At 68.0% G+C, this 20,182-nt stretch carries 22 protein-coding genes; 13 read left to right on the top strand and 9 right to left on the bottom strand.

What is annotated here, in order from left to right:
- Nucleotides 1-3: 3 nt before the first annotated feature.
- Complete coding sequence (locus ACJ4V0_RS08050; RefSeq protein ID WP_448299058.1) at nt 4-189, bottom strand: hypothetical protein; 186 nt, start codon at nt 187-189, stop codon at nt 4-6.
- A gap of 246 nt (nt 190-435) precedes the next feature.
- On the opposite strand from ACJ4V0_RS08050, the gene ACJ4V0_RS08055 reads away from it, so the two are divergent.
- Nucleotides 436-1,563 carry a GGDEF domain-containing protein gene (locus tag ACJ4V0_RS08055; protein WP_448299059.1) on the top strand — a complete coding sequence of 376 codons (1,128 nt, stop codon included), beginning with the start codon at nt 436-438 and terminating at the stop codon, nt 1,561-1,563.
- 12 nt (nt 1,564-1,575) lie between these two features.
- Here the strand turns inward: ACJ4V0_RS08055 and ACJ4V0_RS08060 are convergent, their stop codons facing one another.
- The 4 genes from ACJ4V0_RS08060 to xth form a co-directional block, all read right to left on the bottom strand.
- Nucleotides 1,576-2,451 (bottom strand): 3-hydroxybutyryl-CoA dehydrogenase, encoded by an 876-nt coding sequence (locus ACJ4V0_RS08060; protein ID WP_448299060.1) that lies wholly within the window; start codon nt 2,449-2,451, stop codon nt 1,576-1,578.
- 155 nt (nt 2,452-2,606) lie between these two features.
- Nucleotides 2,607-3,542, bottom strand: a complete 936-nt coding sequence (locus ACJ4V0_RS08065) for an electron transfer flavoprotein subunit alpha/FixB family protein (protein WP_448299061.1) — start codon at nt 3,540-3,542, stop codon at nt 2,607-2,609.
- Complete coding sequence (locus ACJ4V0_RS08070) at nt 3,542-4,291, bottom strand: electron transfer flavoprotein subunit beta/FixA family protein (protein WP_448299062.1); 750 nt, start codon at nt 4,289-4,291, stop codon at nt 3,542-3,544. The genes ACJ4V0_RS08065 and ACJ4V0_RS08070 overlap by 1 nt, the downstream gene beginning before the upstream one ends.
- Nucleotides 4,292-4,458: 167 nt before the next feature.
- Nucleotides 4,459-5,271 (bottom strand): exodeoxyribonuclease III, encoded by an 813-nt coding sequence (gene xth, locus ACJ4V0_RS08075; RefSeq protein WP_448299063.1) that lies wholly within the window; start codon nt 5,269-5,271, stop codon nt 4,459-4,461.
- 158 nt (nt 5,272-5,429) lie between these two features.
- Here xth and ACJ4V0_RS08080 point away from each other — a divergent pair, with 158 nt between their 5' ends.
- From ACJ4V0_RS08080 to ACJ4V0_RS08095, 4 genes are all read left to right on the top strand, one after another.
- Nucleotides 5,430-5,579, top strand: coding sequence for a histidine kinase (locus ACJ4V0_RS08080; protein WP_448299064.1), 150 nt, complete (start codon nt 5,430-5,432; stop codon nt 5,577-5,579).
- Between the two features lie 9 nt (nt 5,580-5,588).
- Nucleotides 5,589-6,512, top strand: a complete 924-nt coding sequence (locus ACJ4V0_RS08085; RefSeq protein WP_448299065.1) for a site-specific tyrosine recombinase XerD — start codon at nt 5,589-5,591, stop codon at nt 6,510-6,512.
- A 124-nt stretch (nt 6,513-6,636) separates the two neighbouring features.
- Nucleotides 6,637-7,590 carry an acetyl-CoA carboxylase carboxyltransferase subunit alpha gene (locus tag ACJ4V0_RS08090; protein WP_448299231.1) on the top strand — a complete coding sequence of 318 codons (954 nt, stop codon included), beginning with the start codon at nt 6,637-6,639 and terminating at the stop codon, nt 7,588-7,590.
- Between the two features lie 304 nt (nt 7,591-7,894).
- Nucleotides 7,895-9,475: a L,D-transpeptidase family protein gene (locus tag ACJ4V0_RS08095; RefSeq protein WP_448299232.1), complete on the top strand. Its 1,581-nt coding sequence runs from the start codon at nt 7,895-7,897 to the stop codon at nt 9,473-9,475.
- Nucleotides 9,476-9,550: 75 nt separating this feature from the next.
- On the opposite strand, the gene thpR is transcribed toward ACJ4V0_RS08095, so the two are convergent.
- The 3 genes from thpR to ACJ4V0_RS08110 form a co-directional block, all read right to left on the bottom strand.
- A complete protein-coding gene (gene thpR, locus ACJ4V0_RS08100; protein ID WP_448299066.1) occupies nt 9,551-10,090 on the bottom strand; it encodes an RNA 2',3'-cyclic phosphodiesterase in 540 nt (179 codons plus the stop codon).
- Nucleotides 10,091-10,220: 130 nt separating this feature from the next.
- The gene (locus tag ACJ4V0_RS08105; protein ID WP_448299067.1) at nt 10,221-11,006 is read right to left on the bottom strand and encodes a glutamine amidotransferase; all 786 of its coding nucleotides are present in this window, start codon (nt 11,004-11,006) and stop codon (nt 10,221-10,223) included.
- 132 nt (nt 11,007-11,138) lie between these two features.
- Nucleotides 11,139-11,513, bottom strand: coding sequence for a response regulator (locus ACJ4V0_RS08110; protein ID WP_448299068.1), 375 nt, complete (start codon nt 11,511-11,513; stop codon nt 11,139-11,141).
- An 81-nt stretch (nt 11,514-11,594) separates the two neighbouring features.
- On the opposite strand from ACJ4V0_RS08110, the gene ACJ4V0_RS08115 reads away from it, so the two are divergent.
- The 6 genes from ACJ4V0_RS08115 (at nt 11,595) to ACJ4V0_RS08140 (ending at nt 17,866) form a co-directional block, all read left to right on the top strand.
- Nucleotides 11,595-12,527, top strand: coding sequence for an AEC family transporter (locus ACJ4V0_RS08115; RefSeq protein WP_448299069.1), 933 nt, complete (start codon nt 11,595-11,597; stop codon nt 12,525-12,527).
- A 120-nt stretch (nt 12,528-12,647) separates the two neighbouring features.
- On the top strand, nt 12,648-14,438 hold the full coding sequence (locus ACJ4V0_RS08120) for an ABC transporter ATP-binding protein/permease (RefSeq protein WP_448299070.1): 1,791 nt from the start codon (nt 12,648-12,650) through the stop codon (nt 14,436-14,438).
- A gap of 50 nt (nt 14,439-14,488) precedes the next feature.
- Entirely contained in the window at nt 14,489-15,064 is a 576-nt protein-coding gene (locus ACJ4V0_RS08125; protein WP_448299071.1) for a hypothetical protein, read from the top strand.
- An 88-nt stretch (nt 15,065-15,152) separates the two neighbouring features.
- Nucleotides 15,153-15,506, top strand: coding sequence for a DUF2794 domain-containing protein (locus tag ACJ4V0_RS08130; RefSeq protein ID WP_448299072.1), 354 nt, complete (start codon nt 15,153-15,155; stop codon nt 15,504-15,506).
- Between the two features lie 217 nt (nt 15,507-15,723).
- Nucleotides 15,724-16,884, top strand: a complete 1,161-nt coding sequence (locus tag ACJ4V0_RS08135) for an acyl-CoA dehydrogenase family protein (RefSeq protein WP_448299073.1) — start codon at nt 15,724-15,726, stop codon at nt 16,882-16,884.
- A 10-nt stretch (nt 16,885-16,894) separates the two neighbouring features.
- Nucleotides 16,895-17,866, top strand: a complete 972-nt coding sequence (locus tag ACJ4V0_RS08140; protein ID WP_448299074.1) for an acyl-CoA dehydrogenase family protein — start codon at nt 16,895-16,897, stop codon at nt 17,864-17,866.
- A 4-nt stretch (nt 17,867-17,870) separates the two neighbouring features.
- Here ACJ4V0_RS08140 and ACJ4V0_RS08145 read toward each other — a convergent pair whose 3' ends face one another.
- The gene (locus ACJ4V0_RS08145) at nt 17,871-18,734 is read right to left on the bottom strand and encodes an aldose 1-epimerase family protein (RefSeq protein ID WP_448299233.1); all 864 of its coding nucleotides are present in this window, start codon (nt 18,732-18,734) and stop codon (nt 17,871-17,873) included.
- A gap of 171 nt (nt 18,735-18,905) precedes the next feature.
- Between ACJ4V0_RS08145 and ACJ4V0_RS08150 the strand changes: the two genes are divergently transcribed.
- The gene (locus ACJ4V0_RS08150) at nt 18,906-19,682 is read left to right on the top strand and encodes an enoyl-CoA hydratase (RefSeq protein WP_448299075.1); all 777 of its coding nucleotides are present in this window, start codon (nt 18,906-18,908) and stop codon (nt 19,680-19,682) included.
- A gap of 122 nt (nt 19,683-19,804) precedes the next feature.
- Nucleotides 19,805-20,092 (top strand): DUF2218 domain-containing protein, encoded by a 288-nt coding sequence (locus tag ACJ4V0_RS08155; protein WP_448299076.1) that lies wholly within the window; start codon nt 19,805-19,807, stop codon nt 20,090-20,092.
- The last annotated feature ends 90 nt before the right edge of the window (nt 20,093-20,182 follow it).

Consider the following 20,182-nt stretch of genomic DNA (forward strand, 5'->3'; position numbering starts at 1 on the left):
GCCTCAGGCGGTCTTGTCGACGGTGAGGCCGGTGCCCGGCGCAGGCGCGGACTGTGCAGCAGCCGCCAGAAGGTCGACCACGCCCTGGTCGGCCTGCAACTGCTGCTTCACCATGGCGGTCTGGAGTCCCATGCGCGTCTGCGCGCCCTGCATGGCGACCATCGTCCCGGCGATTCCGGCTGTCGACATCCGACCTCTCCTGCTCCCGGTTGTTGTCGCAGGTTGCGGTTAACGAAGCCTGAGACCTCCGACGCGGCGGAGAGTGCAAATGCTGTCACAGCGCGTCACATTCCGGTGGCGGTTTGATATGTCCCTGCGTAACCTGAGATTCGCTTCAGCAGTTCCCCGAGCACATCCCTCCTGTATCGCATGAATTCCGGCGCGACCTTTCGCTTCCCCCTCTTGCTCGGCGCGGACGCATCCGATGCCCGGCAGATGCGGGAGATCCTCGACGAACTCTTCGACTACCGCCCCTACCTCATGGCCAGTGCCGCGACGGGGCTGGTGATCCTGCAGGTCTTCCTGTCGGGCGCAAACGGCGATGCCGCTCTCTGCGCGGTGCTGGTGGCCATCGGCGCGGTCCTGCGCATCACGGTCGCTCGCCGCTACCAGGCGAAAGGACCGCAGGGCGATGTCGCACGCTGCGCCGTCCATTTCGCCGTCATGTGCGTGTGCGTGGCGGTCCTGTGGGGTATCACGGGGGCCCTTCTCTACCGCGCAGCCGATGACAACATGCGCCTCGTGGTGCTGGCGCTCGGCTGCGTCCTGGTCCAGGCGGTCACATTCCGCACCTACATGGCGCCGGGGCCGACCATGGCGCAGGTGGTCATCCTCATCGCCTTCCATGCGGCGGCCATCGTCCTCGACGGCCTCTATGTGCTGGTCCCCATCTGCATCCTCTACACCGCCTTCCAGGGCATGTGCATCGTGTCGCTGGGGCGGGTACGGGTCAGGCAGATGAACGCCGAACGCGAGACCCTGCGTCTCCTCGGCGAACTCCAGCGCACCAATACGGAACTGACCCGCGCCAACCTGCGCCTCGCCGATTCGGCGATGAGCGATGCGCTCACCGGCATCGGCAATCGCCGGCGGTTCGAGGAGGCGCTCGCCATCATGGCGGCCGCGGCGGTCAGGGGCGGCGGACCGCTGTCGCTGCTGCTGATCGACGTCGATCATTTCAAGCACTTCAACGACGCGCACGGCCACCTCGCCGGTGATGACGCCCTGCGCCGGGTGGCGGACCAGCTGCGCGACCTGACCACGGCGTCCGACCGCGTGGTAGCAAGGTTCGGCGGCGAGGAGTTCGCGGTGCTGATGGCGGGAGCCGACGAGGCCGACGCCCGAGAGCTGGCGGAACAGATCCGCCAGATCGTGGGCGATCCTTGCCTGACCCCGCCGCTGACCGTCAGCGTCGGCACGGCCACGGCGCACGGCCAGGCGGAGATCGGACAGATCGTCGGCGCCGCGGACCGGGCGCTCTATGCCGCCAAACGTTCGGGGCGCAACCGCGTCACCAGCAGCGATGACGTCGACCCGCAGGACGCTGGCAGGGTCGGCGCCTAGCCTGCGGCGCGCTCAGCGCGTGGGAACCGGGCGCTCGCCGCGATAGTCGTAGAAGCCGCGCTGGGACTTGCGTCCGAGCCAACCGGCCTCGACATATTTCACCAGAAGCGGGCAGGGCCGGTACTTGGAATCGGCGAGGCCTTCGTAGAGCACCTGCATGACCGACAGGCAGGTATCCAGACCGATGAAGTCGGCGAGCTGCAGCGGACCCATCGGATGGTTGGCGCCGAGCCGCATGGCGGTGTCGATGGCCTCGACCGAGCCGACGCCCTCATAGAGCGTGTAGATCGCCTCGTTGATCATCGGCAGCAGGATGCGGTTGACGATGAAGGCCGGGAAGTCCTCAGCCACCGCGATGGTCTTGCCGAGCTTGATGCAGAGCGCCCGCGAGGCCTCGAAGGTCTCGTCCTCGGTGGCGATGCCGCGGATCAGCTCCACGAGCTGCATGACCGGCACCGGGTTCATGAAGTGGATGCCGATGAAGCGCTCGGGGCGGTCGGTCGTCGAGGCGAGGCGGGTGATCGAGATCGACGAGGTGTTGGTCGCCAGGATCGCGTGCGGCCGCAGCACCGGGCAGACCGACTGGAAGATCTTGACCTTGACCTGCTCGTTCTCGGTCGCCGCCTCGATAACGAGGTCGCAATCGGCGAGGTCGTCCACCTTTGGGGCGCCCTCGATGCGCAGCAGCGCGCCTTGCCGCTCTTCCTCGGTGATCAGGTTCTTCGACAGTTGACGGCTCATGTTGCCGTTGATCGTCGCGAGGCCCGACTTGATGCGCTCCTCGGAAAGGTCGTGCAGGGCCACGTCGATGCCGGCGAGAGCCGCCACATGCGCGATGCCGTTACCCATCTGGCCGGCGCCAATCACGCCGATCTTGCGAATGTCCATGGTTCCACCCGGTGCGCGGCCCGGCAGCTTGCGCCGGGCGGCGGTCCGATCAAGACGATCTGGCGGACATCTCTACGACGGACCCGTCACGGATGCTATCCCGACCGTGCATAGGACAGCGGGCGGGATCAGGACCCCGCCCGCCGAAGATGGTCTTATTTGCCGAGCTCTTTCTCAAGCTCGGGCAGGATCGTGAAGAGGTCGCCGACCAGGCCGTAGTCGGCCACCTGGAAGATCGGCGCCTCCTCGTCCTTGTTGATGGCGACGATCACCTTGGAGTCCTTCATGCCGGCGAGGTGCTGGATCGCACCGGAAATCCCGACGGCGATGTAGAGATCGGGAGCGACGACCTTGCCGGTCTGCCCCACCTGCCAGTCGTTCGGCGCATAGCCGGCGTCCACCGCGGCGCGCGAGGCGCCCATGGCGGCGCCGAGCTTGTCGGCGACGGGCTCGATCACCTTGGCGAAGTTCTCCTTCGAGCCGAGCGCGCGGCCGCCGGAGATGATGATCTTGGCAGCGCCGAGCTCCGGCCGGTCGGACTTGGCGATCTCCTCGCCGACGAAGGTCGAGACGCCGGGATCGGCGGCGGCCGTGGCTGCTTCGATCGGGGTGGAGCCGCCTGCGCCGGCCGCCTGGAAGGAGGCGGTGCGCACGGTGATGACTTTCTTCGCGTCGGTCGACTGCACCGTCTGGATGGCGTTGCCGGCATAGATCGGCCGCTCGAACGTGTCGGGCGCGATGACCTTGGTGATGTCGGAGATCTGCATCACGTCGAGCAGGGCGGCGACGCGCGGCAGGATGTTCTTGCCGTTGGCGGTCGAGGGCGCGACGATCGCGTCATAGCCGCCGGCCAGCGAGACGATGAGGGCCGCGGTCGGCTCGGCCAGCAGGTTGGCATAGGCGGCGCTGTCGGCGACCAGCACCCTGGCGACGCCGGCAAGTTTGGAGGCGGCCTCGGCGGCGGCCTGGCAGCCCGAGCCGGCGACGAGGACGGTGACCGGCGCGCCGAGGGCGACCGCTGCAGTCAGCGCCTTCAGCGTCGGATCCTTCAGCGCGACATTGTCGTGTTCGGCGAGGAGGAGCGTGGCCATCAGAGCACCCCGGCTTCGTTCTTGAGCTTGCCGACGAGTTCGGCGACGGAGGCGACCTTGACGCCGGCCTTGCGGCCGCCCGGTTCGGTGGTCTTCAGCACCGTGAGGCGCGGGGCGACATCGACGCCGTAGGCATCGGGAGACTTCTCGTCGATCGGCTTCTTCTTCGCCTTCATGATGTTCGGCAGCGAGGCATAGCGCGGCTCGTTGAGGCGCAGGTCCGTCGTGACGATGGCAGGCGTGTTCAGCTTCACTGTCTGCAGACCGCCATCGACCTCGCGGGTGACGGAGACGGCGTCGCCGGCGACATCGACCTTGGAGGCGAAGGTGCCCTGCGGCCAGCCGAGGAGGGCGGCGAGCATCTGGCCGGTCTGGTTGGCGTCGTCGTCGATCGCCTGCTTGCCGAGGATGACGAGGCCCGGAGCCTCTTCACCGACCACGCCCTTGAGGATCTTGGCGACGGCGAGCGGCTCGACAGTGGCGTCCGTCTTCACATGGATGCCGCGGTCTGCGCCCATGGCGAGCGCGGTGCGGATGGTCTCTGCGGCGCCCTGCGGGCCGATGGAGACGACGACGATCTCGGTCGCCGCGCCCTTCTCCTTCAAGCGGAGCGCCTCCTCGACGGCGATCTCGTCGAAGGGATTCATCGACATCTTCACGTTGGCGAGTTCGACCCCGGAGCCATCGGGCTTCACGCGGATCTTCACATTGTAATCGACGACCCGCTTCACGGGCACAAGGATCTTCATCGTGTCCCTCCCCGAGCGGATGAAATATCCCTCGGACAATCGGTTTTGAAAGTCATTTCGACCGGGCGCGCACCGTAGAAGCGGCCCCGCAGGGTGTCAACGAAACGGCGGCCCGCCGGCCATAGGCCGTTCAGGTGGTGCGGTGCAACACAATCCGCGCCGCTTTGTCACAGGGACAGCGTTGCGATGACCGGAACGTGGTCCGACGGACGGTCCCACCCGCGCGCCTCGCGCAGGACGTCGACGCGCTTCATTGCGGGGGCCAGCGCGGGGCTGAGCCACACGTGATCGAGGCGGCGGCCCCTGTCGGCGGCGGCCCAGTCGGCGGCGCGGTAGCTCCACCACGTGTAGAGCTTGTGCGGCTCGGGGGTCAGCGCCCGCATCATGTCGACCCAGCGGCCACGGCTCGCGATCTCGTTGAGGCGCCGCCGTTCGATCGGCGTGTGGGAGACGACTTTCGCAAGCTGCTTCGAACTCCAGACATCGTGTTCGAGCGGGGCGATGTTGAGATCGCCGACGAGGATCGCCTTCGAGGACCCGGCACCGACCTGCAGGGCGTCCCATGCCTCCATCTCGTCGAGGAAGCCGAGCTTGTGAGCGAATTTCTCGTTGATCGCGGGATCGGGCTCGTCGCCGCCGGCCGGCACATAGAAATTGTGGATCCGCGTCCCGGCTGCCGGCCCCTCGGCCAGCGTCACGGCGATGTGGCGCGCATCGTTCTTGCCGCAGAAGGCCCGCCGGTCGACACCGGCGAGGGCGTGCCGGGAGAAGACGGCGACGCCGTGGTAGCCCTTCTGGCCGTGGATCGCGATGTGGTCGAAGCCCATGCGCTTGACGTCCGCCAGCGGGAACTGGCCGTCCATGCACTTGGTCTCCTGAAGGCACAGCACGTCGGGCCGATGCTCCGCAACGAAACGGGCGACCGTCTCGATGCGCAAGCGGACGGAATTGATGTTCCAGGTGGCGATCGTCAGGCTCATGCGGTCCCCTCGGCGGCGCGACCATAGAGGCGCTGGACCCGCCCGCAAAGCACCGGACGGCCGGCTGTCCACGGTTGCAAGCAGCCATCTGCCTCGCTTGCACCTTGCCGCGAACCGGCTTTGATGGTCGAAGAGGGCGATTCGGCGAGGAGGCCCGGGTGCCGACACTGTTCCGCTTCGTTGTGGTTCTTCTCGTGCTGGGCGGCCTCGGCTTTTCCGGCATGCTGGCCCTCGCCTATCTGGTGGAGCCTGAGCCGCGCGAGATGAGCGTCGCCGTGCCGCCCGCCCGCCTGCAGCCACGGCGCTAGGCGACCCCGGTGGCGGGCGAAATCGATCTCTTCCTCGACATGATGGCGGCGGAGCGCGGGGCCGCGCGCAACACGCTTGAGGCCTACCGGCGCGACCTCGACGACTATTCCGGCTTCCTCGCGGCCGAGGGCGCCAGCCCGAAATCAGTGACCACGACGACCATTCGCGCCTATCTCACCGACTGCCAGTCGCGCGGGCTGAAGACCGCCTCCCTGGCCCGCCGCCTGTCGTCCGTGCGTCAGCTCCATCGCTTTCTCTACGGGGAAGGGATGAGCCCGGAGGACCCTGCCGCCGTGCTCGAAGGCCCCAAGCGCGGCCGCCCGCTGCCGAAGACGCTCGGCCTCGCCGAGGTCGACCGCCTGCTTGCCGCCTCGCGCGAAGGCATAGCCGACCCGGATCGTCCGATCGGCGAGCGGCTCAGGGCGGCGCGTCTCGCCTGCCTGCTGGAGCTTCTCTACGCCACCGGCATGCGCGTCTCGGAGCTGATTTCCCTCCCCATCGCCGCGGCCCGCCGCGACCAGCGTTTCCTGGTGGTCCGCGGCAAGGGCAACAAGGAGCGCATCGTCCCGCTCAACGGCGCGGCGAAGGAGGCCATGGCCGCCTACCTGTCGCTCCGCGAGGACGCAGGCCTCGGCCCGTCGAAGTGGCTGTTCCCATCGTCGGGCGAAAGCGGCCATCTGACGCGACAGCACGTCGGACGCGAGTTGAAGGCCGTCGCCGGGGCCGCCGGCCTGTCCGCGGCGAAGGTCTCGCCGCACGTGCTCCGGCACGCCTTCGCCAGCCATCTCCTGCAGAACGGCGCCGATCTGCGCTCCGTCCAGCAGCTTCTCGGCCATGCCGACATTGCGACGACGCAGATTTATACCCATGTGCTGGATGAGCGGCTGAGGAGCCTGGTGCGGGACCTGCATCCGCTTGCGGGCGACGACTAGGCAGTCCTCCGTCCTTGACTTGCCATGCCACGAAAGGCATGTCCTCGCCCTTCAACGGGTCTCCGGGACCCTTCTCCAGGTCCCCGCGGGATCGTCCTCAAGGTTCTGGACCGCACCCTTGCCGATGCGCAGCTACCTCGATTTCGAAAAACCGATCGCCGAACTCGAATCCAAGGTCGAGGAACTGCGCGAGGTCGCAGCACGCGACGGCGGCGTCTCCATCACCGATGAGGTGACGCGGCTCGAGCAGAAGGCTGACCAGGCGCTGAAGGACCTCTATCAGGGCCTCACCCCCTGGCAGAAGACGCTGGTGGCCCGCCATCCCGGCCGGCCGCATACGCTGGACTACATCGCCCAGTTGCTCGAGGATTTCACGCCGCTCGCCGGCGACCGCGTCTTCGGCGAGGACGAGGCCATCGTCGGCGGCTTCGGCCGTTTTCGCGGGCAGAGCATCTGCATCATGGGCCACGAGCGCGGCGACACGACCGAGACGCGCATCCGGCACAATTTCGGCATGGCCCGGCCGGAGGGCTACCGCAAGGCGGTCCGCCTGATGGAGACGGCCGAGCGTTTCGACATCCCCGTCGTGTCGCTGGTCGATACCGCCGGCGCCTATCCGGGAATCGGCGCCGAGGAGCGCGGTCAGGCCGAGGCCATCGCCCGCTCCACCGACTGCAGCCTGGGTCTCGGCGTTCCGAATATCGCGATCATCATCGGCGAAGGCGGCTCGGGCGGGGCCATCGCCATCGCCACGGCCAACCGGGTGATGATGCTGGAACACGCCATCTACAGTGTCATCTCGCCGGAGGGGGCGGCCTCCATCCTGTGGCGCGACACCACCAAGGCGCAGGAAGCCGCCACCAACATGAAGATCACCGCGCACGATCTCATGCGTTTCGGGGTGATCGACCAGATCGTGCAGGAACCGGTGGGCGGCGCCCATCGCGATCCGGACCTGACGGTGACGCGGGTCGGCGACGCCATCGAGACGGCCCTTCAGGATCTCGTCGGCCGAACCCCGGAAGATATCCGGCGCCTGCGACGCGACAAGTTCCTGGCCATCGGCCGCGCGGTCTGAGCCACGGCCACACGGTCGCCACCTTCCCCATGGCAACATCACCGGGAAGTGAGCGTCCGGTGGAAATCGTTAACCCTCGGTCGTGTTTTCGCCGGCTTGCGGTAACCTCGGGTTGACGCTATCGGTCGGGTTCAAGGGTCCGTTAAGGATCAGCGGCGCCAAGCTGACACCGTGCATGGGGCGGTTTCCGCCCGGTTTCGGGAGCAGAGCATTGCAGCAGACGGCCGGTCAGTCTCAGGGGGAAACCTCCCGGTCCTTTCGGGTCACGGGTTGGCGGCTCGCCGTTTCCGCGGCGGCCTGCGCGCTGCTGCTCGCCGGCTGCCAGGGCGAAACCGTGTCGCGCGGCGATCCGAACCGCGGCAACCGCCCGATCTCCCAGGCCGTCCTTGAGGAACTGAACGTCAAGGGCATGACACGCGCCTCGCCCGTGCTGATGCGCATCTTCAAGGAAGAGGCCGAGCTCGAGGTGTGGAAGCGCGACGCGTCCGGCCGCTATGCCCTCTTCAAGACCTATCCGATCTGCAACTATTCGGGCGACCTCGGTCCGAAGGTCCGCGAAGGCGATCGGCAGTCGCCGGAGGGCTTCTATCAGATCAACATGGGTCTGATGAATCCGCGCTCCTCCTACTACCTCGCCTTCAACATGGGCTTTCCCAACCAGTTCGACCGCTCCTACGGTCGTAGCGGGTCGCACCTGATGGTGCATGGCGACTGCTCGTCGCGCGGCTGCTACGCCATGACCGACGAGGCCATCGCCGAGGTCTATGCGCTCGCCCGCGACGCATTGCAGGCCGGCCAGGACAGCTTCCAGGTGCAGGCCTATCCCTTCCGCATGACGCCGCGGAACATGGCGCGCCACCGCAACAATCCGCACATGGCTTTCTGGCGCAACCTGAAGGAAGGCCATGACCATTTTGAGGTGACCCGCCAGGAGCCGCAGGTCGACGTCTGCGAGCGCCGCTATGTGTTCAATGCGGTCGCCCCTGAATCGGTTCTGGCGCAGGGTGGCGCACCGCAGACCCGCGAGATGATCGCCGCCAACGATCCCTGGGCGGGCACCCGCAGCCCCGGCGCCTCCCGCGCCAATGTCACCACCTCCGCCGCGCCGCGCACCCCGGTGCCGACCTCGCTCAACCAGCCGGTGACAACCATGGCGCCGGTGACGCGGGCGGCGCCCGAGACCGCCCGCTCCATGCGCACGCGTTTCACCGCTATTGGCGATGACACCTCGGCGCCGCGCCCGGCCTTCCAGGCCGCGGGCCGCTGCCCGGCCTATGTCGTTCCCGCACCGATCCGGCAGGCCGTCGCGGCCAAGAACGCCCGCGACATGGCGCAGATGGCCGCCCTGTCGCGCGAGGTGACGGCAGCGCCCGCCCGCTCCGGCATCGACGGCGGCACGCATCGCACCTTCGCGGCCCGCTTCGCCCATCGCCAGATCCGCGTCGGCTCCAGCGAGCAGACCTTCTCGCTGGCCAGCCAGCAGAGCCAGCCGGTGACGCTCGTCTCCGCCCGCTCGCCGGTTGAGCCGCAGGCGGCGGCTTCTGGCCCGGCCCTCGCTTCGGCATCGTCGACGCCGGTCACCCTGCCGGCGTCGGTCGCCGGCCAGCCGGCTTCCCCGGCCGCACTCGAGACCTCGGTGGCGACCAGCATCGCCAGCGCCCCCGTTCCCGTCCCCTCGCCGCTCAGAACGACGGTTGCGGCCCGTTCGACCGGATCCGCCCAAGCCTCCGCCGTTTCGGCCTTTACGCGGGATCCGGCACCGGCCGCGCCGCAGGGCAACTGGCTGAGCCGGACCATGGGATCCATCGGCCTCGGTGGTACGGGCGCCGCGCCGCAGCCGCAGGCCGCACCGCAGGTCGCCAATCAGGGCGCGGCCGGCAACTGACATAAGCGCCGGCATCGACAGGTGGGGCTGGCCCTGCGGTCCGCTTTGTCGTTTCCTGATACCCGCGCCGGCAGGTCAGGCCGCCAGCGGATAGGTCTCCTCGACCAGATAGGGGCCGCCGCCGACCGATTCCTTGGCCGAGAACAGTTCGAAGCTCGGCACGATGAAAGTGCGGCTCATGAACAGCCCGCGCAGCGCCAGCCAGTCGGCGACGGAACGTGCCGTGGCGTCGCGGCTCAACCGCGCCAGGGTGATGTGCGGCACGAACTTGCGCGGCTCCGGAGAAAACCCGATTCGGCGGATGATGCGCTCATGCTCGGCCTGGAGTTCCATCAGCGGCTGGGTCTGTTTCACCGCGACGTAGATCGACCGCGGGCGGTCTCCCCCGAAGGCGCCGAGACCGGTCAGCGTCACCTCGATGGCGCGCTTGCGCACCGCGTGCAGCAGGTCGGCGATCTCGTTGGCGGTACGCTCGTCCACGTCACCGACGAAGCGCAGAGCCAGGTGATAGTCTTCGGGTTCCATCCAGCGGGCGCTCATCAGGCCGCCCCGCAGCCTCGCCAGATCCGCCGCCATGGCCTCGGGAACGGCGAGACCGGTGAAGATACGCGGCATGGCGACCTCCCTGCGCTCGACGCCGGAAACCGCATGGGCCCCGGCGCCCTCCGAGGGACGAATCGCCCCCCGACTTCCTCGACTGTGACGCTGGCCGGGGCTGATGTCACGACCATGACGGTGCCACCCGTCAGGCGACCTTCAGCGCCGTCCAGTGATCCAGAAACGCATCGAGCCACAGGCGCACGCCCGGATCGTGGAGGTAGCGCCCGTCGAAATGGTCCTGGCGCGGCCGCGCATTGGGCGAGGCCATGCGCTCGTGCGCCCGCGTGGTCCAGCGGTTCATCATCCAGTGCGTCACCTCGGGGTGGAACTGGATGCCATAGGCGGCGCGGCCGACGCGGATGGCCTGGTTGGCGAAGCAGTCGCCGGTGGCCAGCAGTTCTGCACCGGTCGGCACGTCGAAACCCTCGCGATGCCACTGATAGACATGGTCCGGCCAGGGCAGCTCGCTGCGCGCCGCCTCCGTCGGATAGAGGGGGTAGTAGCCGACCTCGACCTGACCTTCGGGATGGAAGGCGACCTTCGCGCCGAGATGTCGCGCCATCATCTGCGCCCCGAGGCAGATGCCGAGAAAGGGCAGCTCCTCCTTGAGCGCGACGCCGATCCAGTCGATCTCCGCCTTGACGAAATCGTCGGGGTCATTGGCGCTCATCGGCCCGCCGAAGATGACCGCGCCGGCGAGGTTGCGGGTATCGGCCGGCAGCGGGTCTCCGAAGCGGGGCCGGCGGATGTCGAGGCGAAAGCCACGCTCCTGCAGGAGGCGCCCGACGCGCCCGGGCGTCGAATGCTCCTGATGAAGGACGATCAGGATGTCCTTCGGCCGTGCTGTGCGTGATGGAGAGGCGCGCCGGCCGGTCGGCGCCGCAGGTCCGGAGATCGTCGCGTCGGGTCGCAACAGGGGACGCACGGACATGGGGCTGAATCACCTCGGGCCATGAAGCTGACCGTGAGTGTGATGAAAACGTGAGCTTGCTTAAAGATGGCTGAACAAATGGCAGGTGTGCGTTGCACAACTGTCACAGATGGTCCTGGAGCGAACGCCTGCTCAGCCTGCGAGGGCGCGGGCCAGCACCGAGGCATCGACCGGCTTCTGCAGCACCACGTCGAAAAGCCCGGGCAGCATGTCGGCCGGATCGTCGCCCGACAGCGCCACGAGACGGGGATGGCCGGGACACGCCTTCATGGCGATGGCCACGGCGGCCCCGTCCATGTCGGGCATGCGCCGGTCGATCACCGCGACGTCGAAGCTCGCCGCGGCCACGGCCTCGAGCGCGGCATGGCCGCCCTCGACCTGCGTCACCTGATGACCGAGGGCGCTGGCGATACGCGCCACGACCTCGCGCGAGAAGGCGTGATCGTCGGCGATCAACACCTTGAGCGACGCTCCGCGGGCAGCTTTCGCGGCGTTTCGGTGGGACATGACGGGCATGCGGCAGGACTACCGCAGATTGACAAAGAAATGGTTTATTGCCCGTGACTTGCCAACGGAAATTCGCTCTCCATGCTCGAACTTGTGATGCTCGTCGCGCCGGTCTTCGGCCTCGTCGCCCTCGGCTACGGGGCAGCGCTGGCGGGCCTCATCGGCGAGCGCGCCAACGAGGGCCTGACCTCCTATCTTTTCACGATCGGCGCGCCGGCCCTGATGTTCAAGCTGCTGACGGCTGCCGTCTTCCCCGGTGCTTTTCCGTGGGGCTACTGGATCGCCTACTACGCCGGCATGGCCATCGTCTGGGGGTTGGCGAGCATCCTCGCCGCTGGCGTCTTCCGTCGCAGCCATGGTGATGCCGTCATCGCCGGGTTGGCCACCGGCCAGGCCAACACGGTTCTGATCGGCATTCCCATCATCCTCAAGGCCTATGGCGAGGAGGCGGCCTTTCCCATCGCCATGCTGCTCGCGGTCAACCTGCCCATCACCATGACACTGGCGACGCTGATGCTCGAAGGTACGCGGGCGGCCAGTGGCGGGTTGCTTGTCGTCAAGCTCGGCAAGGGCCTCGCCACCCATCCGCTGATCATCGCCATGGCCGCGGGGGTCGCCTTCCAGGCAGCGGGCATCCGACCCTCCGGTATCCCCGCGACGATGCTGGAGATGGTGGCGGGCACCACGATCCCGCTGTCGCTGATCGCCCTGGGACTGTCGCTGAAGACCTATGGCGTGCGCGCCGACGTCCCGGTGGCCCTGATGATCTGCGTGCTGCGCCTGCTCGTCCACCCGGCCATCGCCTATGTGATCGCCCACTACCTCTTCGCTCTGCCGCCGGCCTGGACGGGCACCGTGGTGCTGTTCGCCGCGATGCCCGCCGGCATCAACGCCTATCTTTTCGCCGCCCGCTACGGCCAGGGCGTCGGCATCGCCTCGACGGCCGTGGCGCTGTCGACCCTGCTGGCGGTGGTGACCTCGATCCTCTGGCTCCGGGTGCTCGGCATCGGCTGACGGCGGTTCAGCGGCCATTCATCCGTTTCGGGCGTGAATGGGGGAATTGCGTAGCTTCCCGGGATCGTGGAAGGTGGCGCTCACGAAGTCGTGTTCAGCCGTTCGCGGGTGCCCCTAGCGTTGACGTCCTCACCCGCCTCCCCTGCCGAAGGCCTCGACCGCAAGGTCTTCCGCGACTTCTTCGCGCTCGCGTCCGGCTGGTGGTCCGGCGCCACGGCGCGTCGGGCGTGGTTCCTGACGGGCGCGCTTGCCGCCTGTCTCATCATCAATGTCGGCATCAATTTCGCGGTCAACACCTGGAACCGCCGCTTCTTCGACGCGCTGGAGAACACCGATACTCCGACCGTGATCTGGGCGGTCATCGTCTTCCTCGGCCTCGTCGTCTGCGCCGCCGCCATCGGCGTTGGTATCGTGGTCTCGCGCGAGACGCTGCAGGTGCGCTGGCGCGAATGGCTCATCGGCTCGCTGATCGAACGCTGGATGGGCGGCCAGCGCTATTACCGCATGGGCCTCGCCCGCACCGAGCCGGCCAATCCTGAGTATCGCATCGCCGAGGACACGCGGCTGGCGACAGAGCCGATCGTCGATTTCGCCATCGGCCTGCTCTCCTCCATCGTCTCTGCCCTCACCTTCGTCGGCGTACTCTGGGTGGTCGGCGGCGGGCTGACGGTCCCCGTCGGCTCCAGTTCCTTCGTCATTCCCGGCTACATGGTGCTGGCGGCGCTCTTCTACGGTATCGCCATGTCCGGCCTCATGCTGTGGATCGGCCGCAAGCTGCCGGGGGCGGTCGCCCGCCGAAATGAGGCCGAGGCCAAGCTCCGTTTCGAACTGACGCGCCTGCGCGAGAACGCCGAGAGCGTCGCCCTCATCCGTGGCGAGGCCGACGAGCGCCGCGCGCTCGGCGTCACCTACGGCGATCTCGTCGGGCGCTGGCTCGCCGTCGTCCGCCGCCACGGCCACATCACCTGGCTGACCAACGGCAGCGGCGTCTTCATCCCCGTGCTGCCCCTGCTGCTGGCCGCACCGAAATACCTGTCGGGCGAGTTCACGCTCGGCCAGGTGACACAGCTCGCCGGCGCCTTCATGCAGGTGCAGGTCGCCATTGCCTGGCTGGTCGACAATTTCCGCGCCCTGGCCCAGTGCTACGCCTCGATGCAGCGCGTCACCGAACTCACCAACGCGATTGACGACATCGCCGGGGATTTCGACCGCAATCACACCAGCGGCTTGGTTCTGGCGCCCTCGGGAACCGGCGCGGTGCGGCTCGACGAACTGACCATCGCCGACCGCTCGGGCCGCGTGCTCATCGATCAGGCCAATGCCCGCATCGAGGCAGGCGAGAAGGTCATGGTCTCGGGCGAGAGCGGCTCCGGCAAGTCGACCCTGGTCCGGGCGCTCGCCGGCCTGTGGCCCTGGGGCACCGGCGTCATCGCGCTCCCCGCCGGCGGCAGCGTCGCCTTCATTCCCGAGCGGGCCTATCTGCCGGCAGGCTCGCTGCGAGGGGTCCTGCTCTATCCGGCCCAGTCTCTCCCCGTCGACGACGCAGTGCTCTCTGAGGCGCTCGTCGAGGCCGGTCTCGGCTATCTCAGCCACCGGCTCGACGAGAGCGACCGCTGGGACCAGACGCTGTCCAACGGCGAGCGCCAGCGCCTCGCCGTCGCCCGCCTGCTGGTCCAGCGGCCGGAACTCGTCATCCTCGACGGCGCCACCAGCGCCATGGACGAAGGCGGCGAGGCAAGGCTGATGGCCACCCTCGTCGCGGCGCTGGAGGGCTCGACCCTGATCAGCGTCGGCCTGAGGCCCGGCCTCGAGGCCCTGCACGACCGCAAGCTCGTCCTGTCGCGCGGCGAGCGCGGCGCCCACCTCGCATCGGTGCCGCTCAGGCCGGCGACCGCCTCCCGCAACCCCTGACATCCGGCTGAACAAGCGGCGACGCCGGCGCCGCGAAAGGACACAACGCCATGGCACTGCACATCTGGGATCACTTCTGGGACCTCAGGGTCAAGGAATGCCCCTGCGACGTCCACTTCTGCGACTGGCTCGACGAAAACGAGGTCTCCGGAAAGGCGATCTTCCATTTCGGCACGGGCGGGCATCACGTTCTCGGCCTGCACAACGTCGAGAAGGATCGCAAGAACGTCATCCTCGGCATCACCGCTTCGCCCGGCGAGATCCGCACCTACGAGACGATGATCGTCGAGAATCCGGAACTCGGCTGGGGCTACAAGGCCTTCTTTGGCGACATCTACCAGCTCGACAAGCGGCTCCTGCCGATGTTCGACATCGTCACGCTGTTCCATGTCGGCGAGTTCCGCGGTCCGGAGAACGACGCCTACGGCGCGCTGACCGACTACGAGATGGTCAAGCTCTTGGTGGGCCAGACGAAGCCGGGCGGGACGGTCGCCTTCTATGCGGGCTCGTTCGCCTACGAGAAGGGCAAGATCGAGCACGACCGTATGGTCGAGGAAGGCCTTCTCACCCCCAAGGGCCAGTACAAGACCCTGCCGCTGTTCGAGCGGACGACGAAGCCCGTCTGAGACCGCTCGCCCGGTGGCTTGCCAATCGGCGCGGTCCGGTCGATCATGACCGGACCGTGACACGAGCCGGAGCGCCGGAAGGAGCCTCATGTCCGACATCGAGACGAGTTCGATCGGCACCGTCGTTCCATTGAACGCCGGTGCTGCCGCCCCACGGGTCTCCTTCGATCGTCGCGAACTGCAGGCCATTCTTCAGCTTTACGGACGCATGGTGGCGGCCGGGGAATGGCGCGACTACGCCATCGACTTCCTGAAGGGCAGAGCGGTCTTCGCCATCTTCCGCCGCGCCTCCGAGATGCCGCTCTACCGGGTCGAGAAGAACCCCGACGCGAAACAGGGTCCCTATGCCGTCATCAACACGGCGGGCCTGGTCTTGAAGCGCGGACACGACCTCAGGCGCGTCCTCGCCGTCCTCGAAAAGCCCCTGAAGCTGGTCCAGTAGGATCGTCCGCTCTGTTGACCCCACGCCCTGCCGGGCGCATTCACGCGGCGGCGCGCCTCGGCCGAACGGCTGCAGGGGCTTTCCTTGACCGTGCCCGGCCCTACATGCTCTTTTCATAAAATGAATATGCGTTTCATCTATTGAAACGGTAGAGTCTGCGGGGCATCGCCTCCGCGCCGGTCCCGCGGGGATCGCGACGATCAGGAACAGCCAAGCCGTGACGAACCTGTCTCCGCTTCCGCCCGCTGCTATCCCGACCGAGGACGAGGCACTGCGCGACGAGGTCAAGGCGTTCCTCGCCGACCAACTCGCCGCCATGCCGCCGGAACGCCGCGCCCGCTCCTGGATGGGCTCCGACCCCGCCTTCAGCCGGGCGCTGGGCGCGCGTGGCTGGCTCGGCCTCAGCCTGCCAAAGCGTTATGGCGGCGCCGAGCGCGGCTACTTCGCCCGTTTCGTCCTGTCCGAGGAACTTCTCGCCGCCGGCGCGCCGGTGGCCGCCCACTGGATCACCGATCGCCAGTCCGGACCGCTCATCCTGCGCTACGGCACCGAGGCGCAGCGGCAGTTCTACCTGCCGAAGATCTCGGCCGGCGAAATCTTCTTCTGCATCGGCATGAGCGAACCCAATTCGGGCTCGGATTTGGCGAGCGTGCGCACCCGTGCCGAGCCGCTGCCCGGCGGCGGCTTCCGCCTGAACGGCCGCAAGATCTGGACCAGCAACGCGGCCATCTGCGACTACATGATCGCCCTCGTCAGGACCTCCGGCACGGCCGCGGACCGCCAGCGCGGCCTGTCGCAGGTCATCATCGACCTGAAGCAGCCCGGCATCGCCATCCGGCCGATCCGCGACCTGTCGGGCGACGCTCATTTCGCCGAGGTCACCTTCGACGACGTGATGCTGCCCGCCGATGCTCTCATCGGCGAGGAGGGCGCCGGTTGGGAACAGGTCAATGCGGAACTTGCCTTCGAGCGTTCAGGCCCCGAGCGCATCCTGTCTTCCATGGTGCTCGTCGACGAGTGGCTGAAGCACCTGAAGGGCCTTCAGCGGATGTCGAGCGACGATGTCGTTCTCGTCGGCCGGCTGGCGGCCCATCTCGCTGCCTTGCGAGCGCTCTCGCTCGGGGTGACCGCGCGACTGGCGGCGGGCGACAGCCCGGTGGTGCATGCGGCCCTCGTCAAGGACCTCGGCACGACCTACGAGCAGATGATCCCGGCGGCCATCTCCGCCTCCATCGCGGCGGACCCGGACGCAGGGCCGTCCGGATCACTGATGCGGACGCTCGCCTATACGGTCGGCATGTCGCCATCCTTTTCGCTGCGCGGCGGCACGCGCGAGATCCTGCGCGGCATGATCGCCCGCGGCATTGGCCTGAGGTGAGGGGTCGACCATGTCCGACATGCTGATCGCAGACACCGCCGACAGGCTGATGGCCGAGGTCGCTCCGGCAAGCGCCGTGCGCCGCCTGAAGGACCGTGCCTCGGCCGCCCCGGTCTGGGCGGCCTTGGCCGAATCCGGCTTTCTTGACGCGCTCGTAGCCGAAGCCGAGGGCGGCGCCGGGCTGACCCCGGCCGACACCCTGCCCGTCATGCTCGCGGCCGGGCGACATGCCCTGCCCCTGCCGCTCGGCGCGACCATGGCGGCGCGGGCTCTGATCGCGGCCGGAGGCCATACGGCGCCCGACGGCATGATCGCCATCGCCTCCTCGGCACGGGCCGAGGGCGGCGGCTGGATCGCCGACGTGCCGGCGGGCGAATTCGCCGACTGGGTCGTGGTGCCTCGGCAGGGCAACGCGGTGCTGCTGCCGGCGGACGGCGCGTCGTACGAGCCGACCGGCGAGGGCACCTTCTGCCGGATGCGGTGGACCGACGCGAAGGGGACGCCGGTCAAGGCCGACAACATCCTCGCCACCGGCGCGCTGATCGAGGCCGCGGAGATGGCCGGCGCCATGGAGGCGATGTTCACGACAACGCTGCGCTACGCCAACGACCGCTCCCAGTTCGGCCGCCCCATCGGCAAGTTCCAGGCGGTGCAGCAGCAACTCGCGGTCATGACGGAACTGGTCCATTCCGCCCGCGCCGCGGCGGAACTGGCGGCCCGCTCCGGCGGCATCGCGGCGATCGCCGCCGCCAAGGTCACCATAGGCGAGGGCGCGGCCGAGGTCGCGGCCATCGCCCACGCCGTGCATGGTGCCATCGGCATGACCGAGGAACTCGACCTGCATTTGCTGTCGGATCGGCTGCGGCGGGGCCGCCTGCGCTACGGTTCCGAACGCTACTGGGCGGAGCGCCTCGGCCGGGCTGTGCTGGATGCGGGCGAGCCGATGATGCTCGACTTCGTGCGCAAGCGCATCTTCGCCTGACGCCTCAGCCCGGCTGGAACGTCAGCATCGCCCGGGCCTGATCGACCTCGCCGGGCGCCAGAATGCGCATCGACGGCTTGTCCTTGAGCTCTCCCTCGAAGCCGACCGGATCGCCGTAGCCCGTCCAGGCCTCCAGGCAGACGAAGGGCGCGCCCGGCTTCGACCACAGGGCCAGGTGCGGGAAGCCGTCGAGGTCCATGCGAATGGCGCTGCCGTCCGGGGCCTCGAACCTCCAGGACCGGCTGCGGGCATCGAGGAAGCACAGGGCCTCGGCCGCGAAGACGTCATCGTCGAGAACAAGGCGCCGGCCATCGAGAGGCACCGGGCGCCGCGTGGCAGAGAACAGACCACCGGGAGCGATCACCGGAACGGAAGGCTCCTCCCGCTCGGCGAAGACGACGGCATGGCCGCTCCGCTGCGCCCCGGCCCGCGGCCAGCGGAAGCCCGGATGGAAACCCAGGGTATAGGGCATGGGGCGGTCGCCGGCATTGGCGACAGTGAAACCGATGGCGAGTCCGTCGACGGTCAGGCCGTAGGAGACCGAGAGGGAAAATCCGAAGGGATAGACGGCGCGCGTCTCCGCATCATCGACCAGCTCCAGCCGGCAGGACGCCTCGCCCTGTTCGACGACACGGAACGGGCGGGAGCCGGCGAAGCCGTGGACGCCCATCGGACGCGCGATCCCGTCGATACGGACTTCGCCGTTGCGGGCCCATCCGACGATCGGAAACAGGATGGGCGCCGAGCCTTCCCACCACGCCGGATCGCCCGGCCAGAGAAGGTCGGACCCGTCCACCGACCAGCGCCTGAGCTCGCCGCCGATCGCGGAGATCGCCGCCTCGCTTCGGCCCTTGCGCAGGTGGATCATCGTCACAGCGCCTCCCCCGCGTTGCACTGCCGGTCTTATAGGGGCCTCACCCGCCGGCTGGCCAGCAAGGGTCGCGCCGCTCCAGCCGCATCCCCCTTCGGACAGGATGACAGCGCGCCGCGCCTCGGTTAGCTCTGCCGTCACGCAGGACCCAAGGAACCGAGGATCGCCATGGCCGCCTATGAAACCATTGTTGTCGAGACCCGCGGCAGGGTCGGTCTGATCACCCTCAACCGGCCCAAGGCGCTGAATGCGCTGAACAGCCCGCTCATCGGCGAACTCAACGCCGTGATGGACGGTTTCGAGAAGGACCCGACCATCGGCTGCATGGTCATCACCGGGTCGGAGAAGGCCTTCGCCGCCGGCGCCGACATCATGGAGATGAAGGACAAGACCTATCCGGAGACCTATCTGGACGACTTCATTACCGCCTGGGACCGCGTCGGCCAGCGCCGCAAGCCGATCATCGCGGCGGTCGCCGGCTTCGCCCTCGGCGGCGGCTGCGAGCTCGCCATGATGTGCGACTTCATCCTCGCCGCGGAGACCGCGAAGTTCGGCCAGCCGGAGATCAAGCTCGGCGTCATGCCGGGGGCCGGCGGCACCCAGCGTCTCACCCGCTTCGTCGGCAAGTCCAAGGCCATGGAGATGTGCCTCACCGGCCGCATGATGGATGCGGCGGAGGCCGAGCGCGTCGGACTCGTCTCGCGCATCGTGCCGGCCGCCGAGTTGATCGACGAGGCGGTGAAGGTCGCCGGCCAGATCGCCGACATGTCGATGCCGACCGTCATGATGACGAAGGAGACGGTGAACCGCTCCTACGAGACGACGCTGGCGGAGGGCATTCGCTTCGAGCGGCGCGTCTTCCACGCCATGTTCTCCATGGCGGACCAGAAGGAAGGCATGGCGGCCTTCGCCGAGAAGCGCAAGCCGGGCTTCAAGAACCGCTAATTCGGCATGCCAGCCGAGCATTCCGGCCGCGCGCAGGTGACCTGCGGGCGGACGGGATGCTATTCGGCGCGTTCTCGTCCCCAATCATTGCCTGATCGAGGTCGGTCCTCGGAGGTTTCGTTATGCAAGTTTCGCTCGCGGACATCGCGACGGCCCATGCGAGCCGTTATCTCCAGCAGCTCTGCAAGCACTGGAGCCACAAGTTCCCGGTCACCTTCGACACCTGCTCCGGCAAGGTTCCCTTCAGCGAGCATGCGAGGCTCACCCTGAAGGCCAACGGCGACGTGCTGAGCCTGCGGCTGGATGCGACCGCAGACCGGCTTCCGACGCTCGAGGACGTGGTGGCCGAGCATCTGAGGCGCTTCGCCCATGATGAGGAACTGCACATCGACTGGCAGCCTGTCGGCTGATCGGTCGCGGCACGAAGGGTCTCGCCGCGGCGCAACAATTTGTGGCAGCATGGGTCCCGTCGGGCGACATCCCGGCCGCAGAGGGCTTCC

The organism is Phreatobacter aquiterrae (assembly GCF_053471285.1).